Origin of the sequence: Caulobacter sp. Root343, from assembly GCF_001425745.1 — a bacterium.
GTDB lineage: Bacteria > Pseudomonadota > Alphaproteobacteria > Caulobacterales > Caulobacteraceae > Caulobacter.
In genome coordinates this window covers 245,408-261,285 of the sequence record NZ_LMDF01000008.1, presented here as the reverse complement: position 1 = coordinate 261,285, position 15,878 = coordinate 245,408, and the positions used below count along the sequence as shown (strand labels likewise).

The window sequence follows — 15,878 nt, the reverse complement described above, 5'->3', positions numbered from 1 at the left end:
CTCATCAGCTGGCGGCGCGCAGTTGCGTGTCGGCGCGTTGGCCAGCCGCCACCAAGTGGCCGATGTCGAGGATCAGGGCGACGCCGCCATCGCCCAGGATGGTCGCGCCCGAGAACGCGCCGACCTCGGCGTGGAAGCCCGACAGCGCCTTGATGACGGTCTGGTGGTCGCCGAGGATCTGGTCGACGACCAGGCCCACGCGTTCCTGCCCGGTCGAGACCACGACGATCTTCTGGTGCGCGTCGGGCGCCAGGCCGGTGGCGAACATCTGCCGCAGGCGGATGAACGGCACCAACTGGTCGCGCAGGGTGATCAGGCTGCGACCCGCCGAGCGCTTGTCCTGCTCGACCGAAAGCTCCACGCATTCCTCGACCGAGGCCAGCGGGATGACGTAGCGGCTGGTCCCGACCCGCACCAGCAGGCCGTCGATAATCGCCAGGGTCAGCGGGATGCGGAGCGAGACGACCGAGCCTTGGCCAGGCGTGCTGGTCAGTTCGATTGCGCCACGCAGGCCCTCGATGGTTCTCTTGACGACGTCCATGCCGACGCCGCGGCCCGAAAGGTTGGTGATCGCCGCCGCGGTCGAGAAGCCGGGCGCGAAGATCAGCTGCAGCAGCTCGTTGTCGCTCAGCACCTGGCCCGGCTGGATCAGGCCGTTCTCCTCGGCCTTGGCGCGGACGCGGGCGCGGTCGACGCCGCGACCGTCGTCGGCGATGGTGATCACCACCTCGGCGCCGGACTGGCGGGCGGCCAGGATCACCTGGCCCGCTTCCGGCTTGCCGGCGGCCAGGCGTTGCTCGGGCGTCTCAAGGCCATGGTCGGCGGCGTTGCGGATCAGGTGGATCAGCGGATCGGCCAGGCGCTCGATGACCGTCTTGTCCAGCTCGGTCGCCTCGCCCTCGGTCGAGAGCTCGATCGTCTTGCCGGTGTCGCGAGCCAGGTCATGGATCAGGCGGCGGAAGCGGCCAAACAGCTGAGCGATCGGCACCATGCGGACGACCATCATGGTGTCGCGCATTTCCGAGGCGAGGCGTTCGATCTCCTCGGCGACGGCGCGCAGGGCGATGTCGCTGCTGCTGGCGGCCAGTTGCTTGAGGCGTGACTGGGCGATGACCAGCTCGCCGACGCGATCCATCATTTCGTCCAGGCGCTCGGCCGGCACGCGCACGGTGTCGCCGCCGGTCTTGGCGCCGCGCCCCTCGTTGGCGGCCTCGGCTTGCGGCGTCGACGACGGCAAGGCGGAGGCGGTCTCGGCGGGTTCCGAGGCGGTCTCGACGGGGACGGGAACGGCGCTCATGTCCTGGATGTCCAGGGTCATGTCGTCGATCACGAAGATGAAGACGTCCTCGATGGCGTCGCGGCCGTGCTTGGTGACCAGGGTCACCTCCCAGGCCAGGTGGCACTCGGTCGGAACCAGGATGTCGAAGTCGGGGACGGCGTCGGTCAGCGCGACCACCGTGCACTCGCCCAGCTCGCGCAGCTCGTCGAGCAGGGGCAGGGGCCGGGTGCCGTTGACCAGGGCGTCGGCCGGCAGACTGAACGTCACCCGCCAGGTGTTGAGGTCGGGCGTGGAAGGCGCTTCGGCGGCGACTGGATTTCCGGCGCGCTCGACCACGCGGCGCAGTTCAGTCAACAGGTCCTCGCCGGCCGCTTCCGAAGCGGGGCGACCCTCGGCCAGGGCGCGCATGTGGTCCTGGGCGGCCAGCACCGCGCCAACCAGCTCCGGGGTGGCGGCGACCTCGCCCTTGCGGACGCGGTCGAAGGCGGTTTCGCAGTGATGGGTGAAGGCGGCCAGGGCGTCGAAGCCGAACATCGCCCCCGAGCCCTTCAGGGTGTGGAGGCCGCGGAACACCGCGTCGACCAGGTCTCGATCCCCGGGACGGTGAGCCAGGTCGAGCAGCCCCTGCTCGATCTCTTCCAGCAGATCCTGGGCTTCCTGGCGGAACGTCTCGACGGGATCGAGGCCGCTCACTTGGCGAGGACCTTCTTGACGACGCGGACCAGTTGCTCGGGGTCGAACGGCTTGGTCAGCCAGCCGGTCGCGCCGGCGGCCTTCGCTTGCGCCTTGATTTCGGCGTCGGATTCGGTGGTCAGGAACAGGATCGGCACGCCGGCCCCGGCCGGCCGCTTGCGCAGCTCGCGGATCATGGCCAGGCCGTCCATCACCGGCATGTTCAGGTCGGTGACGATCAGATCGAAGCCGCCGGCGCTGCCCTTGTCCAGGCCGTCCTGGCCGTTGACGGCCTCGGTGACGCTATAACCTTCGCCGCTGAGAGCGATCTTGATCGCCTGACGGATGCTGGCGGAATCGTCGACGGTGAGGATCGCGGTCATTGAGCTGCCCCTTGAAGCCAGAAGGTGGCGCGGTCGGACGTTGCGTCGTCGAGGAACCCGCCGCGCCGCAGGACTTCCAGTAGAGACCCGGCGGCCGGCTGGTTGAGCGAGAAGCCGACACCGATTTCGCTCGCCTTGCGGCGCGCGGATTCCAAGAGTTGTACGAAGGTTAGATCGGTCTCGGTGAGGTCTTTGATGTCGATGATCACGGCCTCGCGCTCGCGCAGCAAGGCGCCAAGCTGCTCGTGCGCTTGACCAATGTTCGAAATCGTCGCCTCCCCGGCGAACGATATCGATCTAGATTCAACGACAGACAATAAGCACCGCCCCAAGCAAATATATTTCGGCGTTATACGAAATATTCGCTTGCGGAACTTTGACCGCGCCGGCCTTAAATTAGGGTAAATAAGACAACCTATGGCAGCGCGGCAATTTGCCACGACCGGCCGGAGCAGTCGGCGACCGACCGAAAAGCCTACGCCACGCTCTCGCGGAGAGCCGACGGGACGGTCGGAATTTCTAGGAAAACCAGCCGCGCTGGCGCACCCGACACGATTCGAACGTGTGACCTTTGCCTTCGGAGGGCAACGCTCTATCCAGCTGAGCTACGGGTGCATCCGGCCTAAGTGGACCCAGGCGGGAAGCGGGTCTTAGCCGAAAGGCGGCGCGTGCGCAAACGGTCTTGGAGCGGTCAAGACGCGCCCATGTAGATGAAGCGGGCGACGAACAGGGCGGCCAGCACGAACAGCAGCCAGTCCTTCGGTTTGGCCTGGCCGCGCAGCAGGGTCAGGCCCGCATAGGCTGTGATCCCGAACGCCAGGCCGTTGGCGATCGAGAAGGTCAGCGGGATGGCGATCACCGTCAGGAAGGCGGGGATGGCGACGCCGGGATCTTCCCAGTCGACGTCGGCCAGGGCGCCGATCATCATCGAGCCGACGATGATCAGGGCCGGAGCCGTGGCGGCGGCCGGGATGGCCTGGACCCACGGCGCGAAGAACAGGGTGGCCAGGAACAGCAGGCCGACCACGATGGCGGTCAGGCCGGTGCGGCCGCCGGCCGCGACACCCGAGGCGCTCTCGATATAGCTGACGACGGTCGAGGTGCCCGCCAGCGAGCCGCCGATGGTGGCGATCGAATCGGCGGTCAGGATGCGGTTCAGGCGCGGGATCGTGCCGTCGGGTTGCACGAGGCCGGCCTTCTTGGTCACCGCGACCAGGGTGCCGACATTGTCGAACAGGTCGACGAACAGGAAGACGAAGATGATCTCCGCCATGGCCACGCCCATCGCGCCGTTGATGTGCAGGGCGGCCGGCACGTCGAGCTTGAAGGCGGTGGCGGTCAGGGCGGCCAGGCCATAGTCGCCGGGAACGATCTTGGCCAGGCCCAGGGCCCAGCCCGCGACGGCGGCCACCAGAATGCCGATCAGGATCGCGCCCTTGACCCGCCAGACCATCAGCCCGCCCATGACGACGAGGCCGAGAATGGCGAGCGCGGCGGTCGGCTTGGTCAGGTCGCCCAGCGCCACGGTGGTGGCCGGGTCGGCGACGATGATGCCGGCCTCCTTCAGGCCGATGAAGGCGATGAACAGGCCGACGCCGGCGGCCACGGCCGAGAACAGCGGACGCGGAATGGCCCCGACGATCAACTGGCGGATGCCCGCCACGGTCAGGATCAGGAAGGCGACGCCCGACAGGAAGACGCAGCCCAGGGCGGTCTCCCACGGCACGCCCATGCCCTTGACGACGGTGAAGGTGAAATAGGCGTTGAGCCCCATGCCCGGCGCCAGGGCGATCGGATAGTTGGCGATCAGGCCCATCAGGATGCTGCCGAAGCCGGCCGCCAGGCAGGTGGCCGCCGCCACGGCCGCGACGGGCATGCCGGCCTGGCCCAGGATCGTCGGGTTGACAATGACGATATAGGCCATGGTCAGGAAGGTGGTGAAGCCGGCCAGCACCTCGGTGCGCACCGAGGTCCCCTGGGCCGAGAGCTTGAACATCCGCTCGATCATTTCGCCATTTCCCCTTTTGGCGTCGCCGTTTCGTACCGGTCCCAATGCCCCGCCAGCTCGCGGACGACGACCGAGCCCACACGATAGGCCGAGTCGAACGCCGCCATCGCCCCTTCGCCGTGGAAGGCGCGGGGGAAGGTCGGGGCGCCCAACGGCGGGCGCGAATAGTTGCTGGCCGTGCGCAGCACCAGGACCCTTTCGAAATCGACCTTGCCGGCCTTGGCGTAGAGGTCGAGCACGTCGAGGATTCCCTGGTCCTCGCAGTCGGTCATGGTGAAGGTTCCCGCGCCATCGGTCCAAAGCTTCACCCAGTCCTCGGCCCATTGCGTGCGTTTGGCCCCGTGCCAGAAGCGGGTCGCGCCCAGGGCGTCGCCCTTGAGGACGAACGGCGGCCTCAGCGCGTTGAGCTCGCCGGCATAGGGCGCGCGCAGGGCGGCCAGGGCAGGGGAGTCCGGGATCGGAGTCTTCTCGGTCAGGCCGTGGGCCCAGTCGACCAGCCGTCCGTTCAGCGCCCAGACCATGCCGGACGAGCCCTTGGCCGAGCCCTTGACGTTGGGGCGGTCGGTGTCCAGCGAATAGAGGCCGTAGGGCCAGTCGGCCGGGATCTCGCGCTCGTCGACCTCGTAGATCGGGTCGGCGTCGACGACGTAGCGGGCCCAGGCGGCGCTGCCGATCGAGGCGACCTTGGGATCGACCCCGGCGATGCCCGCGACGACCCAATAGGTCTTCGAGAAGTCGAACTGGCCCGACAGGATCAGGGCCGCGACGCTCTCGCGGGCCCTGGCCCGCATGTCGGTCATCACGCCCAGCACGCCGTCCTTGGGCGAGTAGCGGGCCGGATGGCGCAGACCGGGGACGTCGATCGTCTGGGTCAGAGGCACGCCCTCGACCCAGGGCTGGAACTCGCCGGGCCGGTCGCCGGTGACCTCGCCGATCTCGAAGGTGGCCAGGACCACGACCTTGATCGGGATCGGCTTGGTCTCGGCGTGGGCCGCGGGCGAGACGCCCGCCACGCCAAGCCAAAGAGCCGCCACAAGTCCCAGGATCCGCATCGCCATCACGCCCCTCCGCACCGAATTCGCGGCGAAGCTGGCGCGCGCCGCAGAGGCTGGCAAGCGACCTTCGCCTGGAAAGCGCGAAGGTTCGCCGCGTGATCAGTCCTTGGTCGGATCGGATGCGTTCGGGTCGCCGTAGGTCAGGGCCAGGAAGACGTCCTCCAGATCGGGGTCCTCGGTGGCGATGTCCTTGATGTGGACGCCGCTGGCCCGCACCGCCGCCAGCACCTGCTCGACGCTGGACTGGCCGGTGCGATAGCTGACCTGGAAGGCGCCGTTGGCCCGCAGCTTGGTGTCGAAGCCGGCCAGGGCCGGGGCGGTGGTCACCGGGTCGTCGGGGGTGACGACGACGTTGCGGCTGTCCATCCGGCGCAGCAGGGTGGCGGTCGGCTCGCAGGCCACCACCTCGCCGCGGTTGACGATGGCGATCTCGTCGCACAGCTCCTGGGCCTCTTCCAGGTAGTGGGTGGTCAGCACGATGGTGACGCCCAGCTGGTTCAGGCCCTGCACGTACTGCCAGAGCTGGCGGCGCAGCTCGACGTCGACCCCGGCGGTCGGCTCGTCGAGGATCAGCACCGGCGGCTGGTGGACCATGGCCTTGGCGACCATCAGGCGGCGCTTCATGCCGCCCGACAGCTGGCGGACATAGGCGTTGGCCTTGTCGCCCAGTCCCAGCACGTTGAGCAGTTCGTCGGTGCGGCGCTCGTTCTTGGGCACGCCGTAGAAGCCCGCCTGGACCTCCAGCGACTCGCGCGGGGTGAAGAAGACGTCGGCGGCCAGCTCCTGCGGCACCACGCCGATCGCGGCGCGGGCGTCGCGCGGCCGCTGGTCGATGTCGCGGCCCCAGATCCGCACCGTGCCCGAGCTCTTGCGCACCAGGCCGGCCAGGATGTTGATGAAGGTCGACTTGCCCGCGCCGTTGGGGCCCAGCAGGCCGAAGATCGAGCCGCGCGGGATCTTCAGGTCGATGCCGTTCAGCGCCCGCTTTTCCGGCGAGGTCTTGGTGCCGGCATAGGTCTTGTACAGGCCTTCGGCTTCGATGGCGTAGGCGGGCAGGTCCATGAAACGTCCAAAGCGGTGTTCGGCGGGGCCGGGAAACGCCGTATGAGGCGCGCGTCGATTGACGGCGCCTTCCGGCGTCGCATAGGTATGCCTCGTTCGCGGCCACGCCAAGGCCACGGTCTGAATTCGAAGGTTTCGCCCATGGCGCGCAAGGCCAAGTCCACCTCCGCTCTCGACGCCCTGCCCGGTTCGGCGACGGCCGAGCCCGCGACGGTTCCAACCGCCATGGACACGCTGGCCAATGCCGGTCCCGCCCCCGAGACGATCATGGTCCGTTCGCACCGCATCGCCTGCGACGGCGTCGGCGGGGCGCTGGGCCATCCGCGCGTCTGGCTGGAGATGGGCGCGGCGGGCTTCGTCGACTGCTCCTATTGCGACCGCCGCTTCGTGGCCTCGACGGCCGTGGGCGACGAGAACGAGATCCTGGCGCCGGGCGTCTACGAAGGCGCCGGCGGCCACTAGCTTGACCGACGCGATCTCGCCGGAAGAGCGCGCCGAAACCTTGGCCAAGGCCTGGGAAAAGGCCCAATGGCCGCACGAGGCGCCGGTGCTGCGCGCCATCGCCATGCCGTCCGACACCAATCCCGAAGGCGACATCTTCGGCGGCTGGCTGCTGTCGCAGATGGACTTGGCCGCGGCCTCGATAGCCTTCCACCGCGCGGCCGGCCGCTGCGCCACCATCGCCATCGACGGCATGACCTTCATCAGCCCGGTGTTCGTCGGCGACGAGGTCAGCCTGTTCGCCAAGGTCGTCCACACCGGCCGCACCTCGCTGAAGGTCGCCGTCGAGGCCTGGCGCCGCCGCCGCGACGGCGAGCAGGCCCACAAGGTGACCGAGGGCGTCTTCACCTTCGTGGCCATCGACGAGCACCGCAAGCCTCGGCCGTTGCCGGTTTAGGTCACGGCGTCTCCGCCTCACGCGGCTCGCCGCTGAAGTTGGTGGGGAGGCGACGGAGCGGCCGGGCGAACCCGGATGACCGTGGGTGTTTGTGTGCGTTTCGGCTCGCTTACCGCTCCGCCAGGCTGTTCTCTGCCCCCCCGGACGGGCGTGGACCAACTGGATCGGCTACTCCGTCTCCAGCTCGGCGATCCACGATAGGCGGCTTGTACGATCACCGCCCTGTCGCTCCGCCGCTCGGCCTTGTCCCGACAAGTCCGCCACCCACGTGCGCTCCTAAAGAGTAAGCCACGTAGCCTGACGAGCCAGCCGGGGACCCAACGGCGACCCCGCTCAGCCTATCCCCATCGCCGCTTCGGGCCGGATCCAAGCGCCCTCCCCTTGCGACGGGGACNCCTGACGAGCCAGCCGGGGACCCAACGGCGACCCCGCTCAGCCTATCCCCATCGCCGCTTCGGGCCGGATCCAAGCGCCCTCCCCTTGCGACGGGGACGGTTATGATTGTGCAACGGGATTCAACGCGGATCATTCAGAGGCGTGTAAAAGTGAGAAGTGGTTGATATCGCTGGATTCGATCTCGCGAACACCGGGGATACAGCGCACCCAATCCCCGTGGTCGCCCGCGAAAATCCCTCTCTCTGAGAGAGAGGGAGGGGCCCACGCCGCAGGCGTGGGAGGGTGAGTGGTTACACCCTCAACCGGCGTGCCGGCACTGAGTCCCTCGACAGCGCCAAGATCGTCCAGGGGCTTCGCCTACCCACTCACCCTCCCACCGCTACGCGGCGGGCCCCTCCCTCTCTCCATGAGAGAGGGATTCTACGGAGCACGGCCTCGCTTGTGTGAGACCTCTTCTCCCCCAGAGAAGGAGCCCTCCTTACATCTCACGGCGAGACGATCGCAGGGTCGGCCGGGCCTCCAGCTACGCCAAGGGCGTCATGGCGGCTTGTCGAACCATGACGGTCCGGCGGAGCCGCATCGCGGTCGTCACGAACCAGGCCATCATCACGGCGACGAACAGACGGTTCGTCAGCCCGTAGGGCGCGCCCCGATGCAGGGTCAGGAACTGGGCGATGAAGGCCGCGAGCAAGACGATGGCCAGCGCCAGGCCGGTCCATCGATAGCCACGCCACTCGTCGCTTCGGTGAAAGGCGATGGCGAAGAGCGCCGCGCACAGGATGACGCTGATCACATTGATCAGGAAGCTGGCGGTGTGGATGTCGCCCGTGTGTGTCGTGGGCGCGGCCTCCAGGTCGGTGGGAAAAATCGCCGAGGTCAACAGGCCGACCGTCGCGACCCACAGGAGCAGCACCGCCGCCCGCCCCGCCAAGGCCTTGGGGCCGGCCAGGGCCATGCCCAGTCCCAGCGTCAGGCAGCCCGCCGACAGCGCGACGAAGGCCGTCGTCATCACCCAGCCCAGACGTCCGACCGCATAGTCGCTGATCATGTGGTCGATCGGCGTGTAGTCCGGCCGCAGGACATGCAGCAGGAGCAGCGCGACGACGAAATAGCCAAAACACGCGATGGCGACCTCGGCCAGACGCTGTGGTCGGCGATCGACACTTGCAAGGCGCTGCATGCGCTTTCCCCTCGTGCCCACGTGACCGGCCATGCCTTGAGCCAGGCGGGGTGGTGAAGAACACAAGGTGCGGGGGCGCGATGCAACCCCGGCCCTGTCATCAAAAGGCGCGACAAGCCTCGCACGCCACTTTTCAGCAAGACCTCACAATTCGCTCATGCCGCTCACCGCCGAGCGCGCCAAGCTGTCCGCCTTACTCAAACGGGGCAGACGGGGATGACGATGAACGACACCATGAAACGCGGCGGCTTGGCCAACGGCTGGCGGATCGCCGCCTGGTCGGCAGTGGCGGCCCTGATCGCGACGCCGTGGGTGGCGATGCAATTCACCGAGGAGGTGAAGTGGACGCTGTTCGACTTCGGCCTGTTCGGCGGCCTGCTGATCGGGTCCGGCCTGGTCTTGGAGTTCGTGACCTGGAAGTCGGGCAGCGTGGCCTATCGCGCCGCCGTCGGCCTGGCCCTGCTCGCGTCCGTGCTGCTGGTGCTGGTTACCGGCGCGGTCGGGATCATCGGCTCCGAGGCCAACGCGGCCAATCTGATGTACGCCGGCGTGCTGCTGATCGGGATCGGCGGAGCGGCGATGGCGCGGCTCAAGCCAGCCGGCATGGCTCACGCCATGGGCGCCGCCGCGCTGGCCCAGGTGGCGATCATGATCATCGCCCTGGTCGGCGACCTGGGCGCCGAGGGTCAGGCCTGGCCGCGCGACGTGATCGGCGTGACCGTGATCTTCGCGGCCCTGTGGCTGGCCTCGGCCGGGTTGTTTCGCAAGGCGGCGGAAGCCTAAGCGCCCCGCTCGGCCTTGACGAAATCGACGAAGGCTCGCAGCGGCGCGGGCATGTGCCGGCGGCTGGGATAGTAGAGATAGGGGCCGGTGAACGGGGGCAGCCAGTCCTCCAGCACCGCCTCCAGCCGCCCGGCCGCGACCGCCTCGGCCACGAAGTCCTCGAAGGTGGCCAACAGCCCGACACCGGCCTCACAGGCGGCGTGCTTCAGGTCCGCGTCGGTGGTGGTCAACCGGCCGGGCGGATCCAGGCGGATGACCTCGCCGTCCTTCTCGAACTCCCAGGGATAGGACACGCCGCTGGCGAAGCGGTGGCGGATGCAGGCATGGTCCAGCACGTCGCGCGGATGGGTCGGCCGGCCGTGGGCGACGAAATAGGCCGGGGAACCGACGACGACGAACCGCTGGGGGCCCGACAGCGGCACGGCGATCATGTCCTTCTCCAGCCGCTCGTCGTAGCGGACCCCGGCGTCGTAGCCGGCGGCCAGCACGTCGATGAAATTGTCCTCGGCGACGATCTCGACGGCGACGCCGGGGTTCTGGGCCAGGAACCTCGGGATCAGGCGCGGCATCATCACCTTGGCAACCACCACCGGCACGTTCAGGCGCAGGGTCCCGGTCGGGCTGTCGCGGAAGGCGTTGACCTCGTCCAGGGCCAGGGCGACATCGGCCAGGGCCGGGGACAGACGCTCCAGCAGTTTCTGGCCCGCCTCGGTGGGGGTGACGCTGCGGGTGGTGCGGTTCAGGAGGCGCACGCCCAGCCGCGTCTCCAGTCGCCGAATCGCCTCGCTCAGCGACGAGGCCGAGACGTTGCGCAGGGCGGCGGCGGCGCGGAAGCCGCGTGACCGGGCCACGGCGGTGAAGGCGTCGAGATCGGCGAAGTCGGCTTGCTGCATTGTGCGAAATCCAGAACGGCCCGTGCGGACTTGCATGGATTATCGCACGAAGCGATCGAGCGCATAACCCGCTCCGCCAACCGGAGAACCCCCATGAAAACCCGCCAACTCGGCAAGACCGGCCCCGTCGTTTCCGCCTTCGGCCTCGGCTGCATGGGCATGTCGGACATGTACGGCCCCAGCGACCGGGCCGAGAGCCTGGCCACCTTCGACGCCGCCGTCGAGGCCGGGATCACCCTGATCGACACCGGCGACTTCTACGGCATGGGCCACAACGAGATGCTGATCGGCGAGGCGCTGAAGAGCCACAAGCGCGACAAGCTGGTGCTCAGCGTCAAGACCGGGGCCCTGCGCGACCCGGTCGGCCAGTTCCTGGGCTATGACGGCCGTCCCGCCGCGATCAAGAACTTCCTGGCCTATAGCCTCAAGCGCCTAGGCGTCGACTACATCGACATCTACCGGCCCTCGCGCCTGGATCCCGACGTGCCGATCGAGGACACGGTCGGGGCGATCGCCGAGATGGTCCAGGCCGGGTATGTCCGCCACATCGGCCTGTCGGAAGTCGGCTCCGAGACGATCCGCCGGGCCGCCAAGGTGGCGCCGATCGTCGACCTGCAGATCGAGTATTCGCTGATCTCGCGCGGCGTCGAGGCCGACATCCTGCCGACCTTGCGCGAGTTGGGCATCGGCATGACGGCCTATGGCGTGCTGTCGCGCGGCCTGATCAGCGGTCACTGGACCAAGGACAGCGGCAAGGTCGGCCGCGACTTCCGGGCCATGAGCCCGCGCTTCGCCGGCCAAAACCTCGACGCCAACCTGGCGCTCGCCGAGGCCCTGCGCGGCGTCGCGGAGAGCAAGGGCGTGACCACGGCCCAGGCCGCCATCGCCTGGGTGGCCTCACGCGGCGACGACATCGTCCCGCTGATCGGGGCCCGCCGTCGGGACCGGCTGGCCGAGGCCCTGGGCGCGCTGGCGGTGAATCTGACGCCCGAGGATCTAGCCGCCATCGAGGCCGCCGTGCCGGCCGAGGCGGTGGCGGGCACGCGCTACGCCGAGGCGATGATGGCCCACCTCGACAGCGAGCGCTGAGCCTCTTGCATGACGCGAGGAGACGGGCGTCAGATGCTCCTATGAGCACGCCCGTCTTCGACCTCGACCTGTTGCCGTTCGCCGCCTTGATGGGCGTGTCGGTGACCCACGCCGCCCCCGACCGCGTCGAGGGGCGGCTCGTCGTTCGGCCCGACCTGTGCACCGCCGGCGGCATCCTGCACGGCGGCGCGGCCATGGCCCTGGCCGACACGCTGGGGGCCATCGGCGCCTTCCTGTCGACACCCGAGGGCAAGCGCACCACGACGCTGGAGAGCAAGACCAACTTCATCGGCTCGGCCAAGGTGGGGAGCACGGTCGTGGCGACCTCGACCCCGCTGCATGTCGGCCGCCGCTCCAGCGTCTGGACCACGCGGCTCGAGACGGAAGACGGCAAGCTCGTGGCGGTGGTCACCCAGACCCAGATGACGGTGGAGTAGACGCATGTTCGAGTCCCGGCACATCAGCATCCGGATCCACAGGCCGGCGGCGGAGGTCTACGCTTTCGCCTGGAAGCCGGAGAACTTCCCCAAGTGGGCGGCGGGCCTGGCCTCGGGCTTGACCCGGGACGGCGATCACTGGATCGCCCACGGCCCTGGCGGCGACGTGACGGTGCGGTTCTCGCCGGAGAACCCCTATGGCGTGCTCGACCACTGGGTGACCCTGGCGGACGGGACCGAGCTCTACATGCCGCTGCGGGTGGTGGCCAATGGCGAGGGGGCCGAGGTCGGCATGACCCTCTACCGGCCGCCGACCCTGTACGACGACGCGGCCTTCGACCGTGACGCGGCGGCGGTGGCCCGCGACCTCGCCAAGCTGAAGGCGCTGCTGGAAGTATGATCGCCCTGCGTCCGCCCGCGCCCGGCGACCTGGGCTGGATCGTCCAGCGCCACGGCGCGCTCTACGCCGCCGAGCAGGGCTGGGATCACCGGTTCGAGGGCGTGGTGGCCGGCGTGGTCTCCGACTACGTCAAGACCCACGACCCGGCCCGCGAGGCCTGCTGGATCGCCGAGCATGAGGGCCAAAAGGTCGGCTCGATCCTGCTGGCGCGCGAGAGCGACGCGGTCGGCCGCCTGCGCCTGCTGCTGGTCGAGCCGTCGGCGCGCGGCCTGGGCGTCGGCCAGGCCCTGATCGCCGCCTGCCTGGGGTTCGCGCGGGACGCCGGCTATGCCGAGGTCGTGCTGTGGACCCAGGCCAACCTGCTGCCCGCCCGCAAGCTCTACGCCGCCGCCGGCTTCGTGCTGGAGGACAGCTGGCCGTATGACGGGTTCGGCGCGGACCTGGTGTCGGAGAGTTGGCGGCTGAGGTTCTAGGAGCGCCTATTCGCAGAACACCCGCACGCGGGTGTCGTCGCGGTCGACGTTGACGGTCAGCTCGCTCAGGCTGGCGACCAACTCGTCCAGGTTCTCGGGCTTGAGCTGGTTGATGTCGAACGGCAGGCCCTTGCTGGCCATGGCGGCGTTGACCTCGTCGCGAGCGGCCGGCGGGATCAGGGCGCTGAGCCGCACGCCGGCCCGCAACAGCTGCATCGGTACGCGGATATTGACCTTGGTCGGGCCCTGTCCGTCGATCGTGTCGACCAACACCCGGAAATAACGAGGCGGGGCGGCCGCCAGCGGGGCGGGCCCGGTCGCGGACGACGCGTTCAAGGCGTCCAGCAGGCGCTCGGCCTCCTCGGCGGAGAGCTTGCCGTCGGACAGCATCTTCAGGATGCGAAGGCGATCGGGGTTCATGGCGGTTTTCCTTCAGAAGATGCGGATGCGGACGAGCGTGTGATGGGCGTCGACCTCGACGTCCGTGCCGGAGAGGCTCAGCAGCACCGCACCCAGGCTCAGGGCGGCGCGATAGGGGCGCATGTGGCGGCAGGCTGGAACCAGCAGGGTCAGCGGCGCGAGGACCAAGGCGACTGGGGCCAGCACGATCCACAGCGGAGTCAGCGGCAGCCAGAGGCGCACCGCCGTCCGGCGACGGGCGGGCAGGGGCGGCAGGACGGTTCCGACCAGGGCCATCAGCGCGTTCCTTGCTCTAGGGCGGCGATCGCCGCCTCCGCCGAGATCTCGCCGCGCTCCAGCCGCGCCAGCACTTCGGAGTGATCGGCGGCGACGGGCGGCGGCGGGGCTTCGTCGATGAATTCCAGGCTGGCGGCGATGCGGTTCAGCCGCGCCTTCACGGTCGGATAGCTGACCCCGAACAGCTGCTCCATGTCCTTGATGGAACCGTGGCTACGCACGAAGGCGGCGACGAACACCTGGTCCTCGGCGGTCAGGTTGGCCAGCCGCGGCAGGGCGAAGGCGCCCTCGATGGCGATGTCCTTGCCGGTCAGTCGCACGCGTTCGACGACGAACGTGTCGCCGCCGGTCAGTCGGGTCAAATCCTGCCAGTCGGTGGGGGCGCGCGTCATCGTTCGAGATCCAGTTTCTTGATCACGAACTTAATAAAATTAATTACGGAGTCAAGTATCTTGAACTTATACCGCGCTCGGCCTGAATCTACCCACTCAGATGCCCCTTCCACGCCTCGCGCAGCACCTTCTTGTCGATCTTGCCCGTAGCGGTCAGCGGCACCGGGGCGAAGACCACGTCGTCGGGGGTCCACCACTTGACGATGCGCGGGGCCAGGTAGTCGAGCACGGCGGCCTTGGTCACGGTCACGCCCTCGTGGGCCTCGATGACCAGCAGCGGCCGTTCCTCCCACTTGGGGTGCGGCACGCCGATCACGGCGGCGACCTTCACGCCGGGACAGCCGACGGCGACGTTCTCCAGGTCGATCGAGCTGATCCACTCGCCGCCCGACTTGATGACGTCCTTCTGGCGGTCGGTGATGCGCATGAAGCCGTTGGTGTCGAGGGTGGCGATGTCGCCGGTGTCGAACCAGCCGTCGGCGCGGGCGGCGTCGGCCGCCTGGCGGAAGTATCGCCGGACCACCCAGGGGCCGCGCACCAGCAGGGCCCCGGAGGTCTCGCCGTCCCGGGGCGCGTCGGCGCCGTCCTCGGTCTCGACCTTCAGTTCGATGCCGAACTGCAGCCGGCCCTGGCGGGTCCAGATCGCCTCGTCCATCGCCGCCTCGCCCAGGGCGGCGAGGGCGGGCGTGGGGGTGGCGACGACGCCGATCGGACAGGTCTCGGTCATGCCCCAGATCTGCAGGGTCTGGACGCCATAGAGGCGCTTGAACGCCTCGGCCATGGCGCGCGGCACGGCGCTGCCGCCGATCACCACCCGCTTGAGCGTCGTCGGCGAAGCGTCGTTCTTCTCCAGCCAGGCCAGGTACATCGTCCAGATAGTCGGCACCCCGCCGGTGAAGGTCACGCCCTCGCCCTCGATCAAGGCGTGGAGCGAGGCGCCATCCATCTTGTCGGCGGGCAAAACGAGCTTGGCCCCGCACAGCGGCGCGCTGAACGGCAGGCCCCAGGCGGTGGCGTGATAGAGGCTGGAGCAGGGCATGACCACGTCGAACGCGGTAAAGCCGAAGGCGCTGTTCAAGCCTCCCGCCATGGCGTGCAGCACCACCGCCCGGTGCGAATAGAGCACCCCTTTCGGATCGCCCGTCGTGCCCGAGGTGTAGCAGAGGAAAGCCCCCGCGTTCTCGTCGAAGCTGGGCCAGTCAATCGTCTCGGGCTCGCCGGCGATTAGGGTCTCGTAGCTGATCGCGCCCACCGATCCGGGAAGGGTCCGCTCGGCGTCGGACAGCATGACGAAGGTCTTCACGGTCGTCAGCTGCGGCGCGATCCGCTCGACCAGGGCCGCGAAATTACGGTCGAAGAACAGCACCGTGCTTTCGGCGTGGTTGATCGTGTAGACGATCTGCTCGTCGAACAGGCGCGGATTGGCCGTGTGCAGCACCGCCCCGATCCCGGGCACGGCGTAGAACAGCTCCAGGTGCCGGTGGGTGTTCCAGGCTAGGGAGGTGACGCGGTCGCCGGAGGTCACGCCCAGGCGCTTCAGCGCGTGCGCCGCCCGGGCCGCGCGCCGGCCAAGGTCCGCATAGTCGTAGCGCCACAGGGGCTCGTCGATCAGGCGGGAGACGATCTCGCGCGCGCCATGGGCCTGGGCCGCATAGGTGAGGATGCCGCTGATCATCAGCGGCGGGGTCTGCATCAGGCCCGGTGTCATCCGCTCCTCCCAACTCTTGTCGTTGGGAGGAGCGTAGAACGTGATCGCTGGTAAGTGGAAGCGGGCGTGGAGAG

19 protein-coding genes and 1 tRNA gene are annotated in these 15,878 nt (G+C 68.7%); 7 read left to right on the top strand and 13 right to left on the bottom strand.

Going from position 1 to position 15,878, the window contains the following annotated elements; genetic code table 11:
- Positions 1 to 4: 4 nt before the first annotated feature.
- The 7 genes from ASC70_RS19565 to ASC70_RS19535 all read right to left on the bottom strand — a co-directional run bounded on the left by ASC70_RS19565 (position 5) and on the right by ASC70_RS19535 (position 6,459).
- Complete coding sequence (locus ASC70_RS19565) at positions 5 to 1,972, bottom strand: chemotaxis protein CheA (protein ID WP_056053499.1); 1,968 nt, start codon at positions 1,970 to 1,972, stop codon at positions 5 to 7.
- A complete protein-coding gene (locus ASC70_RS19560) occupies positions 1,969 to 2,334 on the bottom strand; it encodes a response regulator (protein WP_047413621.1) in 366 nt (121 codons plus the stop codon). Before ASC70_RS19560 ends, ASC70_RS19565 begins: the two co-directional genes overlap by 4 nt.
- On the bottom strand, positions 2,331 to 2,651 hold the full coding sequence (locus ASC70_RS19555; protein WP_056053496.1) for an STAS domain-containing protein: 321 nt from the start codon (positions 2,649 to 2,651) through the stop codon (positions 2,331 to 2,333). The genes ASC70_RS19560 and ASC70_RS19555 overlap by 4 nt, the downstream gene beginning before the upstream one ends.
- 221 nt (positions 2,652 to 2,872) lie before the next feature.
- Positions 2,873 to 2,949: transfer RNA gene (locus ASC70_RS19550), tRNA-Arg, on the bottom strand.
- Between the two features lie 76 nt (positions 2,950 to 3,025).
- Complete coding sequence (locus ASC70_RS19545) at positions 3,026 to 4,342, bottom strand: NCS2 family permease (RefSeq protein WP_056053493.1); 1,317 nt, start codon at positions 4,340 to 4,342, stop codon at positions 3,026 to 3,028.
- The gene (locus ASC70_RS19540; protein WP_162247249.1) at positions 4,339 to 5,415 is read right to left on the bottom strand and encodes a purine nucleoside permease; all 1,077 of its coding nucleotides are present in this window, start codon (positions 5,413 to 5,415) and stop codon (positions 4,339 to 4,341) included. Before ASC70_RS19540 ends, ASC70_RS19545 begins: the two co-directional genes overlap by 4 nt.
- Before the next feature lie 81 nt (positions 5,416 to 5,496).
- The gene (locus ASC70_RS19535) at positions 5,497 to 6,459 is read right to left on the bottom strand and encodes an ABC transporter ATP-binding protein (protein WP_056053487.1); all 963 of its coding nucleotides are present in this window, start codon (positions 6,457 to 6,459) and stop codon (positions 5,497 to 5,499) included.
- A 225-nt stretch (positions 6,460 to 6,684) separates the two neighbouring features.
- On the opposite strand from ASC70_RS19535, the gene ASC70_RS19530 reads away from it, so the two are divergent.
- Entirely contained in the window at positions 6,685 to 6,921 is a 237-nt protein-coding gene (locus tag ASC70_RS19530; RefSeq protein ID WP_056053720.1) for a zinc-finger domain-containing protein, read from the top strand.
- Position 6,922: 1 nt separating this feature from the next.
- Entirely contained in the window at positions 6,923 to 7,357 is a 435-nt protein-coding gene (locus ASC70_RS19525; RefSeq protein WP_047413617.1) for an acyl-CoA thioesterase, read from the top strand.
- A gap of 919 nt (positions 7,358 to 8,276) precedes the next feature.
- Here ASC70_RS19525 and ASC70_RS19520 read toward each other — a convergent pair.
- Entirely contained in the window at positions 8,277 to 8,933 is a 657-nt protein-coding gene (locus tag ASC70_RS19520; protein ID WP_056053484.1) for a DUF998 domain-containing protein, read from the bottom strand.
- Positions 8,934 to 9,155: 222 nt separating this feature from the next.
- Here ASC70_RS19520 and ASC70_RS19515 point away from each other — a divergent pair, with 222 nt between their 5' ends.
- On the top strand, positions 9,156 to 9,716 hold the full coding sequence (locus tag ASC70_RS19515) for a hypothetical protein (RefSeq protein WP_056053717.1): 561 nt from the start codon (positions 9,156 to 9,158) through the stop codon (positions 9,714 to 9,716).
- Here the strand turns inward: ASC70_RS19515 and ASC70_RS19510 are convergent.
- Entirely contained in the window at positions 9,713 to 10,609 is an 897-nt protein-coding gene (locus ASC70_RS19510; protein WP_056053480.1) for a LysR family transcriptional regulator, read from the bottom strand. The two genes, ASC70_RS19515 and ASC70_RS19510, sit on opposite strands and share 4 nt — an antisense overlap.
- Positions 10,610 to 10,702: 93 nt before the next feature.
- Here ASC70_RS19510 and ASC70_RS19505 point away from each other — a divergent pair, with 93 nt between their 5' ends.
- The 4 genes from ASC70_RS19505 to ASC70_RS19490 are packed head-to-tail and all read left to right on the top strand — an operon-like array spanning position 10,703 to position 13,008.
- Entirely contained in the window at positions 10,703 to 11,698 is a 996-nt protein-coding gene (locus tag ASC70_RS19505; RefSeq protein WP_056053477.1) for an aldo/keto reductase, read from the top strand.
- A 41-nt stretch (positions 11,699 to 11,739) separates the two neighbouring features.
- On the top strand, positions 11,740 to 12,135 hold the full coding sequence (locus tag ASC70_RS19500) for a PaaI family thioesterase (RefSeq protein ID WP_056053475.1): 396 nt from the start codon (positions 11,740 to 11,742) through the stop codon (positions 12,133 to 12,135).
- 4 nt (positions 12,136 to 12,139) lie between these two features.
- On the top strand, positions 12,140 to 12,535 hold the full coding sequence (locus ASC70_RS19495) for a polyketide cyclase (protein ID WP_056053470.1): 396 nt from the start codon (positions 12,140 to 12,142) through the stop codon (positions 12,533 to 12,535).
- Positions 12,532 to 13,008, top strand: coding sequence for a GNAT family N-acetyltransferase (locus tag ASC70_RS19490; protein WP_056053467.1), 477 nt, complete (start codon positions 12,532 to 12,534; stop codon positions 13,006 to 13,008). The genes ASC70_RS19495 and ASC70_RS19490 overlap by 4 nt, the downstream gene beginning before the upstream one ends.
- Before the next feature lie 6 nt (positions 13,009 to 13,014).
- Here the strand turns inward: ASC70_RS19490 and ASC70_RS19485 are convergent, their stop codons facing one another.
- From ASC70_RS19485 to ASC70_RS19470, 4 genes are all read right to left on the bottom strand, one after another.
- Positions 13,015 to 13,428 carry a hypothetical protein gene (locus tag ASC70_RS19485; RefSeq protein WP_056053465.1) on the bottom strand — a complete coding sequence of 138 codons (414 nt, stop codon included), beginning with the start codon at positions 13,426 to 13,428 and terminating at the stop codon, positions 13,015 to 13,017.
- 12 nt (positions 13,429 to 13,440) lie between these two features.
- Positions 13,441 to 13,704: a hypothetical protein gene (locus tag ASC70_RS19480; protein WP_056053462.1), complete on the bottom strand. Its 264-nt coding sequence runs from the start codon at positions 13,702 to 13,704 to the stop codon at positions 13,441 to 13,443.
- A complete protein-coding gene (locus ASC70_RS19475) occupies positions 13,704 to 14,096 on the bottom strand; it encodes a DUF2089 domain-containing protein (RefSeq protein ID WP_056053461.1) in 393 nt (130 codons plus the stop codon). The genes ASC70_RS19480 and ASC70_RS19475 overlap by 1 nt, the downstream gene beginning before the upstream one ends.
- Positions 14,097 to 14,184: 88 nt before the next feature.
- On the bottom strand, positions 14,185 to 15,804 hold the full coding sequence (locus ASC70_RS19470) for a long-chain fatty acid--CoA ligase (RefSeq protein ID WP_056053458.1): 1,620 nt from the start codon (positions 15,802 to 15,804) through the stop codon (positions 14,185 to 14,187).
- Between the last annotated feature and the right edge of the window lie 74 nt (positions 15,805 to 15,878).

Excerpts from the sequence above, each read along its gene's own strand:
- ASC70_RS19560 (WP_047413621.1), bottom strand. The coding sequence starts at position 2,334 with ATGACCGCGATCCTCACCGTCGACGATTCCGCCAGCATCCGTCAGGCG.
- ASC70_RS19545 (WP_056053493.1), bottom strand. The coding sequence starts at position 4,342 with ATGATCGAGCGGATGTTCAAGCTCTCGGCCCAGGGGACCTCGGTGCGC.
- ASC70_RS19535 (WP_056053487.1), bottom strand. The coding sequence starts at position 6,459 with ATGGACCTGCCCGCCTACGCCATCGAAGCCGAAGGCCTGTACAAGACC.
- ASC70_RS19530 (WP_056053720.1), top strand. The coding sequence starts at position 6,685 with ATGGACACGCTGGCCAATGCCGGTCCCGCCCCCGAGACGATCATGGTC.
- ASC70_RS19520 (WP_056053484.1), bottom strand. The coding sequence starts at position 8,933 with ATGCAGCGCCTTGCAAGTGTCGATCGCCGACCACAGCGTCTGGCCGAG.
- ASC70_RS19515 (WP_056053717.1), top strand. The coding sequence starts at position 9,156 with ATGAACGACACCATGAAACGCGGCGGCTTGGCCAACGGCTGGCGGATC.
- ASC70_RS19510 (WP_056053480.1), bottom strand. The coding sequence starts at position 10,609 with ATGCAGCAAGCCGACTTCGCCGATCTCGACGCCTTCACCGCCGTGGCC.
- ASC70_RS19505 (WP_056053477.1), top strand. The coding sequence starts at position 10,703 with ATGAAAACCCGCCAACTCGGCAAGACCGGCCCCGTCGTTTCCGCCTTC.
- ASC70_RS19500 (WP_056053475.1), top strand. The coding sequence starts at position 11,740 with ATGAGCACGCCCGTCTTCGACCTCGACCTGTTGCCGTTCGCCGCCTTG.
- ASC70_RS19495 (WP_056053470.1), top strand. The coding sequence starts at position 12,140 with ATGTTCGAGTCCCGGCACATCAGCATCCGGATCCACAGGCCGGCGGCG.
- ASC70_RS19490 (WP_056053467.1), top strand. The coding sequence starts at position 12,532 with ATGATCGCCCTGCGTCCGCCCGCGCCCGGCGACCTGGGCTGGATCGTC.
- ASC70_RS19485 (WP_056053465.1), bottom strand. The coding sequence starts at position 13,428 with ATGAACCCCGATCGCCTTCGCATCCTGAAGATGCTGTCCGACGGCAAG.
- ASC70_RS19480 (WP_056053462.1), bottom strand. The coding sequence starts at position 13,704 with ATGGCCCTGGTCGGAACCGTCCTGCCGCCCCTGCCCGCCCGTCGCCGG.
- ASC70_RS19475 (WP_056053461.1), bottom strand. The coding sequence starts at position 14,096 with ATGACGCGCGCCCCCACCGACTGGCAGGATTTGACCCGACTGACCGGC.
- ASC70_RS19470 (WP_056053458.1), bottom strand. The coding sequence starts at position 15,804 with ATGACACCGGGCCTGATGCAGACCCCGCCGCTGATGATCAGCGGCATC.